Source organism: Oceanicoccus sp. KOV_DT_Chl (assembly GCF_900120175.1).
Lineage (GTDB): Bacteria > Pseudomonadota > Gammaproteobacteria > Pseudomonadales > Dasaniaceae > Oceanicoccus.
Genome location: NZ_FQLF01000007.1, coordinates 197,488 through 212,205 on the forward strand (window position 1 = coordinate 197,488; position 14,718 = coordinate 212,205).

General features: G+C 46.2%; 18 protein-coding genes and 1 pseudogene. 7 read left to right on the forward strand and 12 right to left on the reverse strand.

What is annotated here, in order from left to right; translation table 11 throughout:
- Positions 1-56: 56 nt before the first annotated feature.
- Positions 57-2,186: a flagellar biosynthesis protein FlhA gene (flhA, locus tag UNITIG_RS22115; RefSeq protein ID WP_101760499.1), complete on the reverse strand. Its 2,130-nt coding sequence runs from the start codon at positions 2,184-2,186 to the stop codon at positions 57-59.
- Between flhA and UNITIG_RS25275 the strand changes: the two genes are divergently transcribed.
- Entirely contained in the window at positions 2,185-2,316 is a 132-nt protein-coding gene (locus UNITIG_RS25275) for a hypothetical protein (RefSeq protein ID WP_255399767.1), read from the forward strand. The genes flhA and UNITIG_RS25275 overlap by 2 nt on opposite strands.
- Before the next feature lie 90 nt (positions 2,317-2,406).
- Here UNITIG_RS25275 and flhB read toward each other — a convergent pair.
- The 9 genes and pseudogenes from flhB to UNITIG_RS22160 all read right to left on the reverse strand — a co-directional run bounded on the left by flhB (position 2,407) and on the right by UNITIG_RS22160 (position 8,927).
- Positions 2,407-3,565, reverse strand: a pseudogene (flhB, locus tag UNITIG_RS22120) (flagellar biosynthesis protein FlhB).
- A gap of 111 nt (positions 3,566-3,676) precedes the next feature.
- The gene (fliR, locus tag UNITIG_RS22125) at positions 3,677-4,453 is read right to left on the reverse strand and encodes a flagellar biosynthetic protein FliR (protein WP_101760500.1); all 777 of its coding nucleotides are present in this window, start codon (positions 4,451-4,453) and stop codon (positions 3,677-3,679) included.
- Positions 4,454-4,493: 40 nt separating this feature from the next.
- Positions 4,494-4,763 carry a flagellar biosynthesis protein FliQ gene (gene fliQ, locus UNITIG_RS22130; RefSeq protein WP_101760501.1) on the reverse strand — a complete coding sequence of 90 codons (270 nt, stop codon included), beginning with the start codon at positions 4,761-4,763 and terminating at the stop codon, positions 4,494-4,496.
- A 26-nt stretch (positions 4,764-4,789) separates the two neighbouring features.
- On the reverse strand, positions 4,790-5,584 hold the full coding sequence (gene fliP / locus UNITIG_RS22135) for a flagellar type III secretion system pore protein FliP (protein ID WP_200821425.1): 795 nt from the start codon (positions 5,582-5,584) through the stop codon (positions 4,790-4,792).
- A gap of 8 nt (positions 5,585-5,592) precedes the next feature.
- Positions 5,593-6,210: a flagellar biosynthetic protein FliO gene (gene fliO, locus UNITIG_RS22140; RefSeq protein ID WP_101760502.1), complete on the reverse strand. Its 618-nt coding sequence runs from the start codon at positions 6,208-6,210 to the stop codon at positions 5,593-5,595.
- Between the two features lie 5 nt (positions 6,211-6,215).
- A complete protein-coding gene (gene fliN, locus UNITIG_RS22145; protein WP_101760503.1) occupies positions 6,216-6,665 on the reverse strand; it encodes a flagellar motor switch protein FliN in 450 nt (149 codons plus the stop codon).
- A 62-nt stretch (positions 6,666-6,727) separates the two neighbouring features.
- On the reverse strand, positions 6,728-7,690 hold the full coding sequence (gene fliM / locus UNITIG_RS22150) for a flagellar motor switch protein FliM (RefSeq protein WP_101760504.1): 963 nt from the start codon (positions 7,688-7,690) through the stop codon (positions 6,728-6,730).
- 25 nt (positions 7,691-7,715) lie between these two features.
- Positions 7,716-8,267 carry a flagellar basal body-associated FliL family protein gene (locus UNITIG_RS22155; protein WP_101760505.1) on the reverse strand — a complete coding sequence of 184 codons (552 nt, stop codon included), beginning with the start codon at positions 8,265-8,267 and terminating at the stop codon, positions 7,716-7,718.
- A 192-nt stretch (positions 8,268-8,459) separates the two neighbouring features.
- A complete protein-coding gene (locus UNITIG_RS22160) occupies positions 8,460-8,927 on the reverse strand; it encodes an Lrp/AsnC family transcriptional regulator (protein WP_101760506.1) in 468 nt (155 codons plus the stop codon).
- 256 nt (positions 8,928-9,183) lie between these two features.
- On the opposite strand from UNITIG_RS22160, the gene UNITIG_RS22165 reads away from it, so the two are divergent.
- Together UNITIG_RS22165 and UNITIG_RS25870 are read left to right on the forward strand one after the other, a co-directional pair.
- Entirely contained in the window at positions 9,184-10,506 is a 1,323-nt protein-coding gene (locus UNITIG_RS22165) for a 2-isopropylmalate synthase (protein WP_369809247.1), read from the forward strand.
- Entirely contained in the window at positions 10,467-10,868 is a 402-nt protein-coding gene (locus UNITIG_RS25870; RefSeq protein WP_369809254.1) for an alpha-isopropylmalate synthase regulatory domain-containing protein, read from the forward strand. The genes UNITIG_RS22165 and UNITIG_RS25870 overlap by 40 nt, the downstream gene beginning before the upstream one ends.
- 480 nt (positions 10,869-11,348) lie before the next feature.
- Here the strand turns inward: UNITIG_RS25870 and UNITIG_RS25875 are convergent, their stop codons facing one another.
- Together UNITIG_RS25875 and UNITIG_RS22175 are read right to left on the reverse strand one after the other, a co-directional pair.
- On the reverse strand, positions 11,349-11,696 hold the full coding sequence (locus UNITIG_RS25875; RefSeq protein ID WP_101760507.1) for a LysR substrate-binding domain-containing protein: 348 nt from the start codon (positions 11,694-11,696) through the stop codon (positions 11,349-11,351).
- A complete protein-coding gene (locus UNITIG_RS22175) occupies positions 11,690-12,280 on the reverse strand; it encodes a LysR family transcriptional regulator (protein WP_101760508.1) in 591 nt (196 codons plus the stop codon). Before UNITIG_RS22175 ends, UNITIG_RS25875 begins: the two co-directional genes overlap by 7 nt.
- 358 nt (positions 12,281-12,638) lie before the next feature.
- On the opposite strand from UNITIG_RS22175, the gene UNITIG_RS22180 reads away from it, so the two are divergent.
- The 4 genes from UNITIG_RS22180 to mnhG all read left to right on the forward strand — a co-directional run bounded on the left by UNITIG_RS22180 (position 12,639) and on the right by mnhG (position 14,710).
- Entirely contained in the window at positions 12,639-13,508 is an 870-nt protein-coding gene (locus UNITIG_RS22180; protein ID WP_101760509.1) for a universal stress protein, read from the forward strand.
- Between the two features lie 122 nt (positions 13,509-13,630).
- Positions 13,631-14,107 (forward strand): Na+/H+ antiporter subunit E, encoded by a 477-nt coding sequence (locus UNITIG_RS22185; protein WP_101760510.1) that lies wholly within the window; start codon positions 13,631-13,633, stop codon positions 14,105-14,107.
- Positions 14,100-14,366, forward strand: coding sequence for a monovalent cation/H+ antiporter complex subunit F (locus tag UNITIG_RS22190; protein ID WP_101760511.1), 267 nt, complete (start codon positions 14,100-14,102; stop codon positions 14,364-14,366). Before UNITIG_RS22185 ends, UNITIG_RS22190 begins: the two co-directional genes overlap by 8 nt.
- A gap of 23 nt (positions 14,367-14,389) precedes the next feature.
- On the forward strand, positions 14,390-14,710 hold the full coding sequence (gene mnhG, locus UNITIG_RS22195; RefSeq protein WP_101760512.1) for a monovalent cation/H(+) antiporter subunit G: 321 nt from the start codon (positions 14,390-14,392) through the stop codon (positions 14,708-14,710).
- Positions 14,711-14,718: the final 8 nt, after the last annotated feature.

Consider the following 14,718-nt stretch of genomic DNA (forward strand, 5'->3'; position numbering starts at 1 on the left):
CAAACCTCGTAGCCAGTTATTGGCGTGTTATTAAACTGCTCTCACTATTGAGATGACTAACCCACAGTACTTTCAATGGTGATCTGCTTGTCATCCGGAATCTCACCGTAAGACAGCACCTGCATGTCCACCGAGCTATACCTGATAAATTTGACCATCACCGCGCGCAGTGGCGCCGATACCAGTAACACTGCTGGCTTACCGGCCAACTCCTGGCGCTGGGTGGCATCGCGCAGCGCCACTTGAATCTTCTCAGCCAAGCCCGGCTCCAACACAATATCGTCAGTAATGCCATTTTGCTGGGAGTTTTGTAATGACTTAAGCAATAACTGTTCCATTGCTGGATCCAGCGCTATTGCCGGTAATACATCCTCATTACCGTAGATACTCTGGATAATAGTACGCCGCAGCGCCACCCTGACCGCTCCGGTTAAGGCGACGATATCTTGACTCTTATGGGCATTGGCAGAAACCGCTTCGGCGATGGTGCGCAGATCCCTAATCGGTACCTGCTCCATCAATAAGTTTTTCAACACAGCCAGCATCACATTCATGGATACGGTGTCAGGCACCAGGTTCTCAACCAATTTAGGCGCATGCTTGGCCAACATATCCAGCATTTGCTGAACTTCATCGTGCCCCAATAATTCATGAGTATGTTTTAACAGCAACTGATTGATGTGGGTTGCCACTACGGTGCTGGCATCCACAACGGTATAGCCCAGAGTTTGCGCCTGATCTTTCATACCGGGGTCTATCCATAATGCCTCTAATCCAAAGGCAGGATCAGTAGTAGGGATGCCATCAATCTTGCCAAACACCTGCCCCGGATTAATCGCCAGGTCGCGATCAGGATAGATCTCGGCGCCGCCAGCAGTCACACCGGTCAATGTAATGCGATAGGCCGTTGGCATCAGGTCAAGATTGTCACGGATGTGCACGGAAGGAATCAAAAAACCAATATCCTGAGACAGTTTTTTGCGGATGCCTTTTATCCGGCTCAGCAGCTCACCGCCCTGCGCTTTATCAACCATAGGGATCAAGCGGTACCCTACTTCCAAACCAATGGCATCCACTGGCTGCACATCATCCCAACCAATTTCAGGCACTTTGGGCACCTGCTGTTGCTGTTGCTCCTGCACTTGCTGCGCCTGCTCAACAGCTACCCGCTCTACTTCCACCTTTTCTTTGCGCTGGCTAATCATGTACGCCGCACCACCGGTAATGGCCGCCAGCGTTAAAAACGCGACATGCGGCATACCGGGAATCACCCCCATAAAACCAACAATCGCTGACGTTACCGCCAACGCTTTAGGCGATTCAAACATCTGGCTGTTGATCTGCTCGCCCATATCTTTCGAGCTACTGACCCTTGTGACCATGATCGCCGCGGATGTTGATAACAACAGCCCAGGAATTTGTGCTACTAAGCCGTCGCCAATAGTCAGCAAGGAATAGACCTCCATCGCTCTGGCAAATTCCAGCTCATGCTGCACCATACCAATAGCCAAGCCACCTATAATATTAATAAACAAAATCATAATACCGGCGACAGCATCACCGCGAACAAACTTGCTAGCACCATCCATGGAACCGTAAAAATCTGCTTCGCTAGCAATTTCTACTCGACGTGCTTTGGCATCTTCCTGATTGATCAAACCAGAATTTAAATCCGCATCAATCGCCATTTGCTTACCCGGCATGGCATCCAAGGTAAAACGCGCACTGACCTCCGCAATACGACCAGCACCTTTGGTAACGACCACAAAATTGATAATCACCAGAATCAGGAACACCACCAAACCAACCGCGTAATTACCGCCTATCACCACTTCCCCGAAAGACTGGATGACCTTACCCGCCGCATCACCACCCTGATGGCCTTCAAGCAATACCACTCGAGTTGAGGCAACATTCAATGCTAAACGCAGTAAAGTGGAGACCAATAACACGGTTGGAAACACGGCAAAATCCAGTGGGCGCAACGCATAGGCGGCCACCAAAATAACCACAATGGCAATTGCGATATTAAAAGAGAAAAACACATCCAATAAAAAAGGAGGGATCGGCAGTGTCATCATACCGAGAATGGTAAGCAGTAAAACCGGTACGCCCAGGTTACCTTGCGCAAGGTTTAACAGGCCGGTCGACTGATTCTTTTGAGTAAGACTGTCAGTGGCGTTCATGAATAATGCTTGTCTACTTCAGCAGGAGGCAGCCGCCTCTTTGCTAGCCAATGAAAATGCCGCTGCCACACCAAAATATTGGCGCCCAGCGCAGTTAGTAGAGCTACTGCAAGAATCCTTCCGCTTTTGACAAACCAAGGAAAAATATTTCTCTGGGGGATAGGTGGCCGTTTTTAACCTCACTAGCTTCCACTACATCGTCACTGGATGTGCGAGATATTTAATGCTCAGGCTGAGGCACGCCATCACTGTCGTACAAGGCATCCCTTGGTAATTCAATCTCTGCCAATGGTTTTGGACGTCTGCCCTCGCCTTTGTTATGAGTTCGTAATTGGAAGATGTAAGCCAGTACCTGCGCCACCGCCAGGTACAAATTGCCCGGAATTTCCTCATCGATCTCAGTGGTAAAGTAAATTGCCCGCGCTAAGGGTGGCGAAGGCAGAATCATAACGTCATGGGCGTTGGCGATTTCCCGTATCTTTATTGCCATAAAATCCACGCCCTTGGCTACAACAATTGGCGCCCCGCCAGCCTCCACATCATATTTCAGTGCCACCGAGAAATGCTCGGGGTTGGTAATTACAACATCAGCCTCAGGTACCGCCGACATCATCCGGCGCTGTGCGAGTTGGCGCTGCATCTGTCGCACGCGACCTTTCACCTCCGGCTTGCCTTCGGTGTCTTTCATTTCATCTTTGACTTCCTGCAAGGTCATTTTCATTTTCTTGCCATGATCAAAAATCTGATACGGCACATCAATGGCGACAACAAAAATCATCGAGGCACTTACCACCAATACTGACCAGGCAATGATCGTTAGCATGTGATCGATTGCCGGTTCCAAGCTCGACTTCGACAAACCGAGCAAGTCCGCTTGAAAAAACACCATCATCATAAAAGCGGCAGAAGCCACCAGTAACACTTTTGCAATAGATTTTACTAATTCAACTATAGAGTTTAGGGAAAATCCGCTGTATCCCCTTGATCGGATCCATGCGACTAAATTTGGGGACTAACGCCTTACCACTAAATAAAAAGCCACCCAATGCCGTAGGTCCAACCAAAGCGGCCACCACCACCACTGAGAAAAATGGCAGTAATGACATCACACTAGCGTAAGCAGTATTCGTCAATTGAGCCATCATCAAATTAGTATCGAAAGCAACTTCCCGACTCATACTAAAATTAAATTTCATTACACCTTTTATCGCGTTAACCACATCGCCACCCAGAGTGATGATGCCAATCACCCCCGCCAGCAACACCAGCATAGTGGTTAATTCTTTCGATCGGGGAACCTGACCCTCTTCGCGCGCCTTGCTTAACTTTTTCGGCGTCGCCTCTTCGGTTTTTTCCTGTCCGTTTTCGTTTTCTGCCACGGCGATCTCGCAAGGTCATAGGAACAAACACCGTCAAAACTACGGCATTCATAGGTAATAACACAGTAAGAGCAAGACTTATGCCGAAAAACGGCTTGCAGACAGATAAAACTAGGGAGTCACCAGAAAGGCCATCATATCCAGAGCCTCACGGGTAAAACGATCGAAGAGCGGCACGTAACTACCGAGAAGCAACCAGATAATACATAAGCCAATAATAAGCATTGAAGGAAAACCCAAAGCAAAAATATTCAGCTGTGGTGCTGCGCGCGTCACAATACCCAGGGAATAGTTAATAATCATTAGAGAGGCAATCGCAGGTAACGCTAACAACATCGCACTGGAAAACATCCAGGTCGCACGCCCCGCCAAGGTCCACAACATATTATCATTGATAAAACCTGCACCCACTGGCAACGCATAAAAACTTTCCGTCAGTACTTCTATCATCGCCAAGTGACCATTAAGCGATACAAATAATAAGGTCACCAACATCAAATGAAATTGGCTGAGCACCGTTACCGTCACCCCATTGGTGGGGTCAACCATGGATGCAAAACCCAAAGCCATGTGCATCGCAATAATTTGACCGCCGACAACAAAAAGTTGCAATAGCAACTGCATGACAAAACCCATCGCAATACCGATCAGCAACTGCTGCACTATTAGCACCATTGTTGCCACTGACAAAGCATCTATCACCGGCATTTCAGGTAAATTAGGCGCTAGCACCATAGTCAACAAGAAGGCGATTACTATGCGCGTGCGAGCGGGAATGAGCTGAGTGCCAAAAATAGGGGCAGCTAATAACATCGCACCGATGCGAAAGAAAGGCAACATGACTGAGCCAACCCAACCACTAATCAGTGCAGTATCAATTTCAAACATGACAAGACTGCTTACCACAGGTACCAGCCATCAACTCACCTCAACCAATCAGGTTCGGCAAGCTGGTCACCAAACGAGTGGTAAAATCGATTAATTCGCTCAGAATAAACGAACCGGCAATAATTAACATACCAATAGTGGTGAGCAGGCGCGGTAAAAAACTTAATGTTTGCTCGTTAATTTGAGTCGCCGCTTGAAAAACACTAATCACCAACCCCACTAACAAACTGGGCACCACCATAATGCACACGATCAAAATAACCAACGATAACGCTTCGCGAAACAAATCCACTACCACTTCAGGTGTCATCACAAACCTCCTTTATGGATTCCTGGTCAGTAACCATAACTAGCTGCCAAAGTACCAATAATCATTGCCCAGCCATCCACCAATACAAACAGCATAATTTTAAATGGCAGCGAAATAATAATGGGCGACAACATCATCATACCCATTGCCATCAATACCGACGCAACAATTAAATCGAGCACCAAAAAAGGGATGAATAATACAAACCCCATCTGAAACGCCGTTTTTAATTCACTGGTCAGAAAGGCTGGAGCCAGCACAAAAAACGGCGTGTCCTGAGGGGTTTGTACATCGGTTGTATTAGAAATACGCATAAACAAATCCAAATCTGTTTCCCGGGTTTGCGACAGCATAAATGTGTGAAACGGCGCTGATGCCAGCTCCACCGCCTCCAGAGACGTTATTTCTTCCGTCATATAAGGCTGTAAAGCCTGCTCATTCACTTGCTCGAACACTGGCATCATAATGAAGATGGTCAGAAACAACGACAACCCCAAAATAATTTGATTAGAGGGCGTACTCTGCAAACCTATCGCCTGTCGCAAAATAGCAAACACAATAATCACCCGGGTAAATGCTGTCATCATCATTAAAAAAGCGGGCAACAGTGTTAGCACTGTCATGATCGCGAGGATCTGCAGCGTGACTGTATATTCCTGACCACCACTGGCGTTGGTCGTCACAGTCATCGCCGGAATACCTGGTACAGCACTCGTTGCAACTTGAGTCACTGACTGCAGCGAACTATTGGTTTGTGCCAATAGCGATACCGGAAAGATCAGCAATATTAATAGCAACCAATTTGATAATTGTTTTTTCAATGACTGATTCACGACAGCTTACCTGCACTATCATTGCTGCTACCTACCTGCTGCTCAGTGGCTGGATGCAATAATTTTCTAATGGTTTTGGCAAAATCTCCTGTATTTGGTTGCGTATTGGACGCAGGCGTTATCACCGCTTGTTCAAATGTTTGCAGATGATTGACTCTACCGGGGGCCACTCCCAACAAAATTTGTTGGCCAGCAACATCGACTAAAATAATTTTTTCACGAGTGCCCACTGACAATGCTGAAACGACTCGCATGGTTTGCCCGGTAAAGGCAGGGATAGCACCGAGGCGACGCATCAACCAGGCCACCAAAAATATAATGGCAACGACAAATAGCAAACCGCCAACAACTTTAATCGGATCAGCGGTAACTAAACCAGAACCAACAGCCGTCGATTTTTTTGCGTTATTGGCAGCATTGCTAGCAAGCAGAGATGGATACAAGGACGATTTTTTGAGATCAGGGTCGGCAGCTACTGCTGGTACCGAATCGGCAACCACACCCTCTGCTGATTTCACATTATCGGAAACGGACATAGCTGAAGGTTCATCAGCAGCCAGCTGGGTGCTTAGCACACTCAATAATAATGCCGTTAACCACTGTCGGCATAACATAGTAATTACCGTAACTTCTTAATGCGTTCTGACGGACTAATAACATCCGTCATCCGAATGCCGAATTTTTCATTGACCACAACTACCTCACCATGAGCAATCAACGTGCCGTTAACCAACACATCCAAAGGCTCACCCGCCAAACGATCCAATTCAATCACCGAACCCTGATTTAATTGCAATAAATTACGGATACTAATCTCGGTATTCCCCACTTCCATTGAAATTTTGATCGGGATATCCATAATGACATCGAGGTCCGGCGCACCTTCAACCGCCGCGGCAGAGGATGCACTAAATTCCGTCATCGGTGCTTTTTTGACGTCAGGTTCAGCATTGGCCTGCTCCAACATCGCATCAATATCATCCTGCCCGTCATCGCCCTGCTCTGACATTGCCGCAGCCCATTCATCGGCCATCTCGTCCTGGTTCACATCATTATCATCATCACTCATACTACTTCTCCGCAGATATTACTGCCGATTGATCACGGCTTTATACAACAGCCAATTGAAAGTTATTTACGCGGTATCCGGCCCAAAATTTGCAGCGCCAAATTACCTTTGGACTGCCCTAACTTTGAATGTAACAACGGCACACCATTCGCCGTTACCACTATTTTTTCAGGAATTTCTACGGGAATCACATCACCGACCTGCAAATCCATTAGATCCCTTACAGTCAATTCTTTTTCTGCAATACAACAGTCAATATCCACCGTTGCACTCATAATATCTTCACGCAATGACGTTACCCAACGGTCATCAACATCATCAACATCGGTCTGTAATCCTGCATCCAACGTTTCACGAATAGGCTCAATCATCGAGTACGGTAAGGTAATATGCATATCGCCACCTCCGCCATCTAACTCGACATGAAAGGTGCTCACTACGACAACTTCGCTGGGGCTAACTATATTAGCCATAGAAGGATTGACTTCCGCATTCACAAACTCAAATTCGATCGGCAGTATCGCCTTCCACGCCTCTTTCAAATCAACAAAAGCCTCGCGCAATACCATTTCTACAACACGCAACTCTGTGGGAGTAAATTCCCGACCTTCAATTTTAGCGTGCCGGCCATCACCACCAAAAAAGTTATCCACTAACTTAAAAACCAATTTGGCATCAAGAATTACCAAACCGGTGCCACGCAATGGGCGCATTTTGATCATGTTCAAACTAGTAGGTACATACAGCGTGTGTACATACTCGCCAAACTTTTGTATTTGAATACCACCCACAGCGACATCGGCAGTACGACGCAATAAATTGAATAAACTGATACGGGTGTAGCGAGCAAAGCGTTCGTTAATCATCTCCAATGTAGGCATGCGACCACGGACGATTCGATCCTGACTCGTCAGGTCATACGATTGCGCACTGCCATCCTCTACATCGGTCTCGGTATCGACATCACCTTCGTCGACACCGTGTAACAGCGCATCAATTTCATCTTGAGATAATAGATCTTGCACTTAGTTTGCTAACCTCTCGCCACTGCTACTGCATGACAAAGTTGGTAAATAGAACTTCTTCAATGCCGGTTTTACCCAGTTCCTGCTCCATAATGCCTTGCATCGCTTCCAGTACTTTTTGCCTCAACAGCTCTTTACCTTCTGCGGTTTGCAATTCCTGATAAACCTCACCACCCAATAACATAACCAAGCGGTTTTTAATTAGCGGCGAATGAATTTGCATGGCATTAAACACATCCATATCTCTGGTCAACACCGTCACTTCCACCTGTAAATATCGCTGCCGTCCTTTATCCGGGTAATTAACGATAAAAGCCGGTTTGATTGGGAAGTACATCGCCGGTGACGGTTTATTGTCAACTACGGCCTCCGCCACCTCTTCGTCAACCTCAAGCTCTTCACTGTCACTGGTATCAAAGAACCCCAGCATATAGAGCGTGCCACCCACGGTCGCAACCACCACCAACAGCGCTGCTACAATGATAATAATGAGCTTTACCTTAGGGTTTAACGGCTTCTTTTCTTTAACCCCAGCCCCTTCTTCGTTGTTTTCCTGATCTTCGTTATCTTCAGCCATGCCAAACTTCCGTCGCTAACGTGCGCCTAAACTCACTGGCAGCAAAACCTGTGCCAGCACCCATAAAATCAATAAATTAAATAAAAACAAAAAGTTATCTGAACAAAATAGCAGCGACTTGCTTTTGTCGCCTACCGCTAGAAGTGTAGCCTAGCGCACCCGCTTCAATAAGACTGCAGCTATAAAAAAGCCCTATAAAGGCAATTCGGTCTTATCAACTAATCGCCGCAGCACAAAGCTGGAATGCACACCAGTAACCCCTTCCAGAGTAGTGAGCTGCCCCAGCAAAAACTTTTCATAGTGCTGCATATCACGCACCATCACCTTCAATAAAAAGTCGGCACTCTGGCCAGTGACAATACTGCATTCAACCACTTCCGGAAACTCGGACACTTTTTCCTCAAAACGGGCAAATCGATCTGGAGTGTGGCGATCCATGGCAATACTCACCATTGCAGTTAGGTTCAAGCCCAGCGCTTCCGGGTTCAACAGCGTGACATGGCGGTCAATAATACCGGACTGCTCCAGCCGCTTTACCCGCCGCGAGCAAGGGGTAGGACTCAAACCTACTTGCTCGGCCAGCTCCAGATTACTAATCCGACCATTACGCTGCATCAGACTGAGAATATGTTTGTCGATACGGTCCAACTTGACTGTCATGCCACACCCTCACGCTAACAAATTAAAATTATATAGACAATTAATCTACAAAATATCACATTGTTAGATAATTAACTCTAGAAAATATTCATTATCTATAAAACTTGCACACATTCACTACCGCACCTTACTTATAATCATCACTCAACCGCAGGCTGGTTAATGCCTCACAAGGGCTACCGGATACCCGCTTCACAAGAGCGCCGCAGCCTGCGGTTGAATTTTTTACTCATCACCCGATAGCGAGCAAAAAAACATGAACCGCTTTGACCACCGTAAATACCAGCCCTTCCCCGCCATCCATAAGCCGGATAGACGCTGGCCCAACCAGGTCATCCAACAGGCACCGGACTGGTGCAGTGTCGATTTGCGCGACGGAAATCAGGCGCTGATCGAGCCCATGAGCCCCAGCCAAAAACTGGAAATGTTCCAGTTGCTGGTCGCAGTAGGGTTTAAACAGATTGAGGTGGGCTTCCCCGCTGCCTCGCAAACAGACTTCGATTTCGTCCGCACGATCATTGAACAACAGCTGGTTCCCTACGATGTCACTATCCAGGTGCTAACTCAGGCGAGACAGGAATTAATTGAACGCAGCTTTGAATCGCTGGCTGGAGCCAAGCGTGCCATCGTGCATTTGTATAATTCCACTTCAACAGTGCAGCGCGAACACGTTTTTAAATTGGATCGAACGGCCATCAAGGCCATTGCCGTGCAAGGCGCACAATGGGTTAAACAATGCGCCGACCAACACCCTGCCACCGAATGGCAATTCCAGTATTCGCCGGAAAGCTTTACCGGCACCGAACTGGAATACGCTGTCGAAGTGTGTGATGCCGTCAATGCAGTGTGGCAGCCGACTAAAGAACGGCCAGTAATCATCAATCTGCCCGCCACGGTTGAAGTCGCCACTCCCAATGTCTATGCCGACCAAATTGAGTGGATGTGCGATCACATCGCCAACCGAGAAGCAGTCATTATCAGCCTGCACACCCACAACGATAGAGGTTGCGGTGTTGCCGCAGCAGAGCTTGGTGTAATGGCCGGCGCTGATCGCGTGGAAGGGACTTTGCTTGGTAATGGTGAACGCACCGGCAATATGGATATCATCACGATGGCAATGAACTTATACAGTCAAGGTATCGATCCTCAATTGGATCTTGCCAATATGGACCAAATCATTCAGGTGGTCACCCACTGCACCCAATTACCCATTCACCCGCGTCACCCCTATGCGGGCGAGTTAGTGTTCACCGCATTTTCCGGTAGCCATCAGGATGCAATCAAAAAATGCCTGCAGCAATATCAACCCGAGGATCATTGGCAAGTGGCTTATTTACCGATTGACCCAGCAGATTTAGGCCGGGATTATCAGGAAGTCATTCGCATCAATAGCCAGTCAGGCAAAGGCGGTATAGCTTATGTGTTAGAGCAAGACTATGGCTTGCAATTACCACGCTGGTTACAAGTAGATTTCAGCCGCCATATCCAGCACCACGCCGAACAAACGGCGGAGAAGTTTCTGCGGATGCAATTTACCAAATCTTCCAACAAACCTACGTTAATCAGCAGCAGCCCTTAACACTGCTTAGCTATCAGTTAAAACGCCAGGATCATCAGGATCAAATGACCGCCAACATGACTATCGGCGGCATTAGCACGGTGATAAGCGGCCAGGGGCAAGGCGCACTGGATGCGTTAATCATCGGTTTAAATAAACAACTAGCCACCAATATATTTTTGGTGGACTACAACGAGCACACGCTAGGCTGTAATGAACAAGCCAATGCTGTTGCCTACATTCAGCTGAATATAGGTGGCCAGCGTGTCTGCGGCGTGGGCATTAGTAACGATATTGTCGAGGCAAGCTTTTATGGCGTGTTAAGTACTTTGAATCGTGCTGATTTTGCCGGACAGTTGTTAGCACAAGTTGAGAGTGCGTAATTAGTCGCAAAAAAGTTAAGTCTCTAACTTATCTCGACACGTTACGTACTATTAGTGAAGACTGAAACTCTAAAACCGGTAATTTATCCCGAACAACAGTACGTCTGCGCGGGAAAGATGTGCTAAAGGATCTCGATTTTTGGCCACGTAGCTACCACGGCCAATATAATCTGAAATCTTCATTAAAGTGCCAAAAGCGAACCTATGAAAAAAATATACATTAGAATGGACGTTATTTTTTGGAGGTTAGACTATCACTGCCCAATTATTTATAAAATAAACCCACCACCTTATTCCATGGACAGTTCTACTGAGAACGCGGACTATAAGAGTTAGCGTCGATGGAAACATTAGCGGTCGAACTGAAATGTAGCATCTTATTAGTAGTAGATGTTTACTGAAAGCTGTTCCTTTGAGCCAGATGGTTCATACCGGAACTTAAATTTTGACACGTAAAGGGTTTTGACTAAATCAAGCTGTTCAAAAATTCAATTTGGCATTATGTAGATTGGTTTTTACTAATGTGCGTATCAGCTCTGCCAATTGCCTGTAAAAACTACGATTGGGAGAATTTATTCGCCATGCCAGAACATGAGTGCGATAAAGTTGCAACTTCTCCACCTTTCTGATGCTCAGGCCTTGTAGTTGGTGCACTTCAGAATTGATATAAAGCGCAGGTAGAAAAGTTATTCCCATCCTCATCATTACCATTTGACGCAAGGCGTCCAGACTGGTGCCCTCGTAATCTCTGGCAATAGTAGCGCCCAACTCCCTACACAGAAACTCTATTTGGTGATAGCTACTATATTGTTCCTCTAACGTCAGTATATTCTGCCCGCCGAGATGGTGGGTTTGATTTGTTTTAACTTAGCCAGTTGATGATCCTCAGGAAGAATGAGTTGAAGCGGCTCATGAAATAGCACCTCAGTCGTAAAGCGAGCGTTGTCGAAAGGCAGAGGAATCAGTACCAAGTCCAGTCGACCCTCCAATAGGTCGATTTCTAATGTCTTTGGCATATTTTCCCTGACATAGAGTTTCAGTGAGGAGTAGGCATCCTGTAGACCGGGCAAAATATGAGGTAGCAGGTAGGGGCCAACGGTAGGGGATACTCCGACACGGAATGTGCCTCCTGGCCCGCGATTGATCATCGCCGCTTGATTAACCAATCCACGCATCTCCTCAATGACTTGCCTGGCATTAGCCAGCAAATCCCTACCTGCAGGCGTTAAGCTAGCCCCCCTGCGACTGCGCTCAATCAAGGTTAGATTTAAGGTTTTTTCCAGGCTATAGATTTGAGCTGTCAGGGTCGGCTGACTGATATTCAGGCGCTCTGCAGCACCGCGGAAAGTCGTGGATTCTGCCAAGCAGACAAAGTATTCCAGCTGTTTAATTGTGGGGGTTGCCAGTGCCATTTTAATGCCTGCTGCAAGAGAGATTATTCATGCGTGATAGATATATGCTATCAATAAAATTGAATAATTTCTATTGAGCTATCACAGCTTGCTCTGCAAAGTAGACGATATCCAGATTTAAAGAAGATGAGGGAGCGGCCATGGATAAAATGGCCAGAGGCGTTCAGAAGTTCCTGCGACAAGACTTTGCAGGTAAAGATCGCTTTGGTGTGCTGTTAGCGTGCTGGAGGTAAAGCATTATCAACCCATTGCCCAGCACTAATGTGCCCGAGTAATTTATTTAATACGTGTGTTAGACGAATGGCAAACAATAACTGATCATAATTTACTCAATCACTTTTTACTTTGGAGGCTTCACGTGGCCCAATCAATACTTGTAGTTGCAGACGAACAAGACAATTTATCGATCGAAAAAGCTCACAGTATTGCCTCTTCTCTAGACGTCAAATTAGAAGTCGTAAGCTTCCTGAGTGATCTGGATACCGTAGACGAATTGCAACGCAAGCAGGCTATCGAAACAGCTAAACAAACTCTGGACCAAGCCACTTCCAACATCTTTGGTGAACACGCACAAGTAACTTGCAATGTAATAGTTACTAATGACGTTGTGGATTGGATAATGAACGCTTGTAAGCAAAAGAAATTTGACTTTGTAGTAAAAACGGGGCATCGAACAGAAAGCCTTTTCCACACCCCGATGGATTGGCATCTGATGCGAAAACTTCCATGCCCCATCCTTTTAGCCAGCAACCGTAAATGGAAGAGTAAACAAGTTATAGTGGCAGCCGTTGATCTGTCAAAGGAAGATAAGCAGACAACAGATTATAATAACATTGTATTGAAGTGGGCTGTCCTTTTGTCCGATGTGTTTAATTGTGAAGCGCATATAGTCTATAGCATTCCGATTGCAAAGCCCCTATTAGAATTTGATGTTGTGGATAAAAGTGAAGTTAAAAAAAGAAAGCAACCCGAAGCAGAAAAACGCCTATCATCGCTAATGACGAATTCTGATTTAGGTGATGCTCATACTCATATCACTGCGGGCCCTCCGGATAAAACCATCCCTCATCTTGCTAATGAATTAAAAGCTGATTTAGTCATCATGGGCTGTGTTGGGCGAAAAGGACTGAAAGGTTTTCTATTCGGTAATGCCGCAGAAAATACCTTGCATAATTTGCGCACCGACATCCTCATTTGTAGAAGTCGTCGAGCCAAAATTAGAACATGAATTTTAGCGTCATGACTTGCGAGCATTTATGAACACCCATAAAAAGCGCCTCCCCGAGGGCTTGGCGGGTCAAACACCCCCGCCGGCCATTTTAACATCAATAACTAAGCCGGCCTTTAGCAATGCATATCACTAAATGGGCAATATTACTTTCTATTTTCTGGTTGTTGCTTTCAGGCATGATAGAACCTTTATTGCTGAGCTTTGGTGCAGTATCAGTCGCTGTCGTACTTTTAATTTTGAAACGTATGGATGAAGTCGATCAAGAGCGGCAACAAATCGGTACTGGCCTTCGGCTTATTCGCTATCTTCCATGGCTAATAGTGCAAATTATCCGATCTAGCGTACAAGTAACAAAACTTATTTGGAGTTCATCAGGCAGTGTCTCGCCGAGCTTAGCAATAATTAATGTAAAAAATATCCCCCTAAGCAGTCGCACACTATATGCAAATTCAATAACGTTGACTCCCGGTACATTAAGCGTGGATTTAGTAGGTGATGAGCTAACTGTTCATGCACTACAAAAATCGTCCATTGACGAGTTAGAGAGGGGAAAGATGGAAAAGAAAATTACAGCTATCTGGAAAGAAAATGACTAGCGTTTATGCAGGCGTGTGTGTTGCTATTTTGGTCGTTATGGCTTTGGCCCTAGCAAGAGCCTTTAGTGCGCCAACGGTTTATGACCGCATACTTGGTGTCAATATGTTTGGCACAAAAACAGTGTTGTTTATCGCAGTTGTTGGTTATTTGATGGGGCGCCCAGATTTTCTTGATATTGCCATTGTTTATGCGCTGATCAACTTTATAGGAATGGTCGCGGTACTTCGATTTTTAGAGCACACCGCACCGCTTGAGTAACAATTTTATTACAATGGATAGGTATGTTTATCTTAGATATTGCTAGTGCTATCTTGCTAATTACAGGCGCGTTTTTTGGATTGAGTGGGGCGAGAGGCGTTTTCAAGTTCCCTGATTTCTTTACGCGCGTGCACGCTGCAAGCGTTACAGACTCTATTGCCGCTATATTGATTATCGGCGGATTACTGCTGCAAACGTCTTTCGACTTAAACACTGCCAAGCTTTTTTTCATTCTGGTCTTTTTAATGATTACTAGTCCAACCGCATCCCATGCACTGGCTATGTCAGCCCGCCATGGAGGCTTACTAACATTGGCCGAAGTGAAAGAAAAACAACAGGAGTAACCGAGTTA

Coding starts and splice junctions, on each gene's coding strand:
- UNITIG_RS25275 (WP_255399767.1), top strand. CDS start 2,185: ATGAATAATGCTTGTCTACTTCAGCAGGAGGCAGCCGCCTCTTTGCTA.
- UNITIG_RS22190 (WP_101760511.1), top strand. CDS start 14,100: ATGACTAGCGTTTATGCAGGCGTGTGTGTTGCTATTTTGGTCGTTATG.
- UNITIG_RS22160 (WP_101760506.1), bottom strand. CDS start 8,927: ATGACAGTCAAGTTGGACCGTATCGACAAACATATTCTCAGTCTGATG.
- fliQ (WP_101760501.1), bottom strand. CDS start 4,763: ATGACACCTGAAGTGGTAGTGGATTTGTTTCGCGAAGCGTTATCGTTG.
- mnhG (WP_101760512.1), top strand. CDS start 14,390: ATGTTTATCTTAGATATTGCTAGTGCTATCTTGCTAATTACAGGCGCG.
- UNITIG_RS22155 (WP_101760505.1), bottom strand. CDS start 8,267: ATGGCTGAAGATAACGAAGATCAGGAAAACAACGAAGAAGGGGCTGGG.
- flhA (WP_101760499.1), bottom strand. CDS start 2,186: ATGAACGCCACTGACAGTCTTACTCAAAAGAATCAGTCGACCGGCCTG.
- fliR (WP_101760500.1), bottom strand. CDS start 4,453: ATGTTTGAAATTGATACTGCACTGATTAGTGGTTGGGTTGGCTCAGTC.
- UNITIG_RS22185 (WP_101760510.1), top strand. CDS start 13,631: ATGCATATCACTAAATGGGCAATATTACTTTCTATTTTCTGGTTGTTG.
- UNITIG_RS22175 (WP_101760508.1), bottom strand. CDS start 12,280: ATGGCACTGGCAACCCCCACAATTAAACAGCTGGAATACTTTGTCTGC.
- fliO (WP_101760502.1), bottom strand. CDS start 6,210: ATGTTATGCCGACAGTGGTTAACGGCATTATTATTGAGTGTGCTAAGC.
- fliN (WP_101760503.1), bottom strand. CDS start 6,665: ATGAGTGATGATGATAATGATGTGAACCAGGACGAGATGGCCGATGAA.
- UNITIG_RS22165 (WP_369809247.1), top strand. CDS start 9,184: ATGAACCGCTTTGACCACCGTAAATACCAGCCCTTCCCCGCCATCCAT.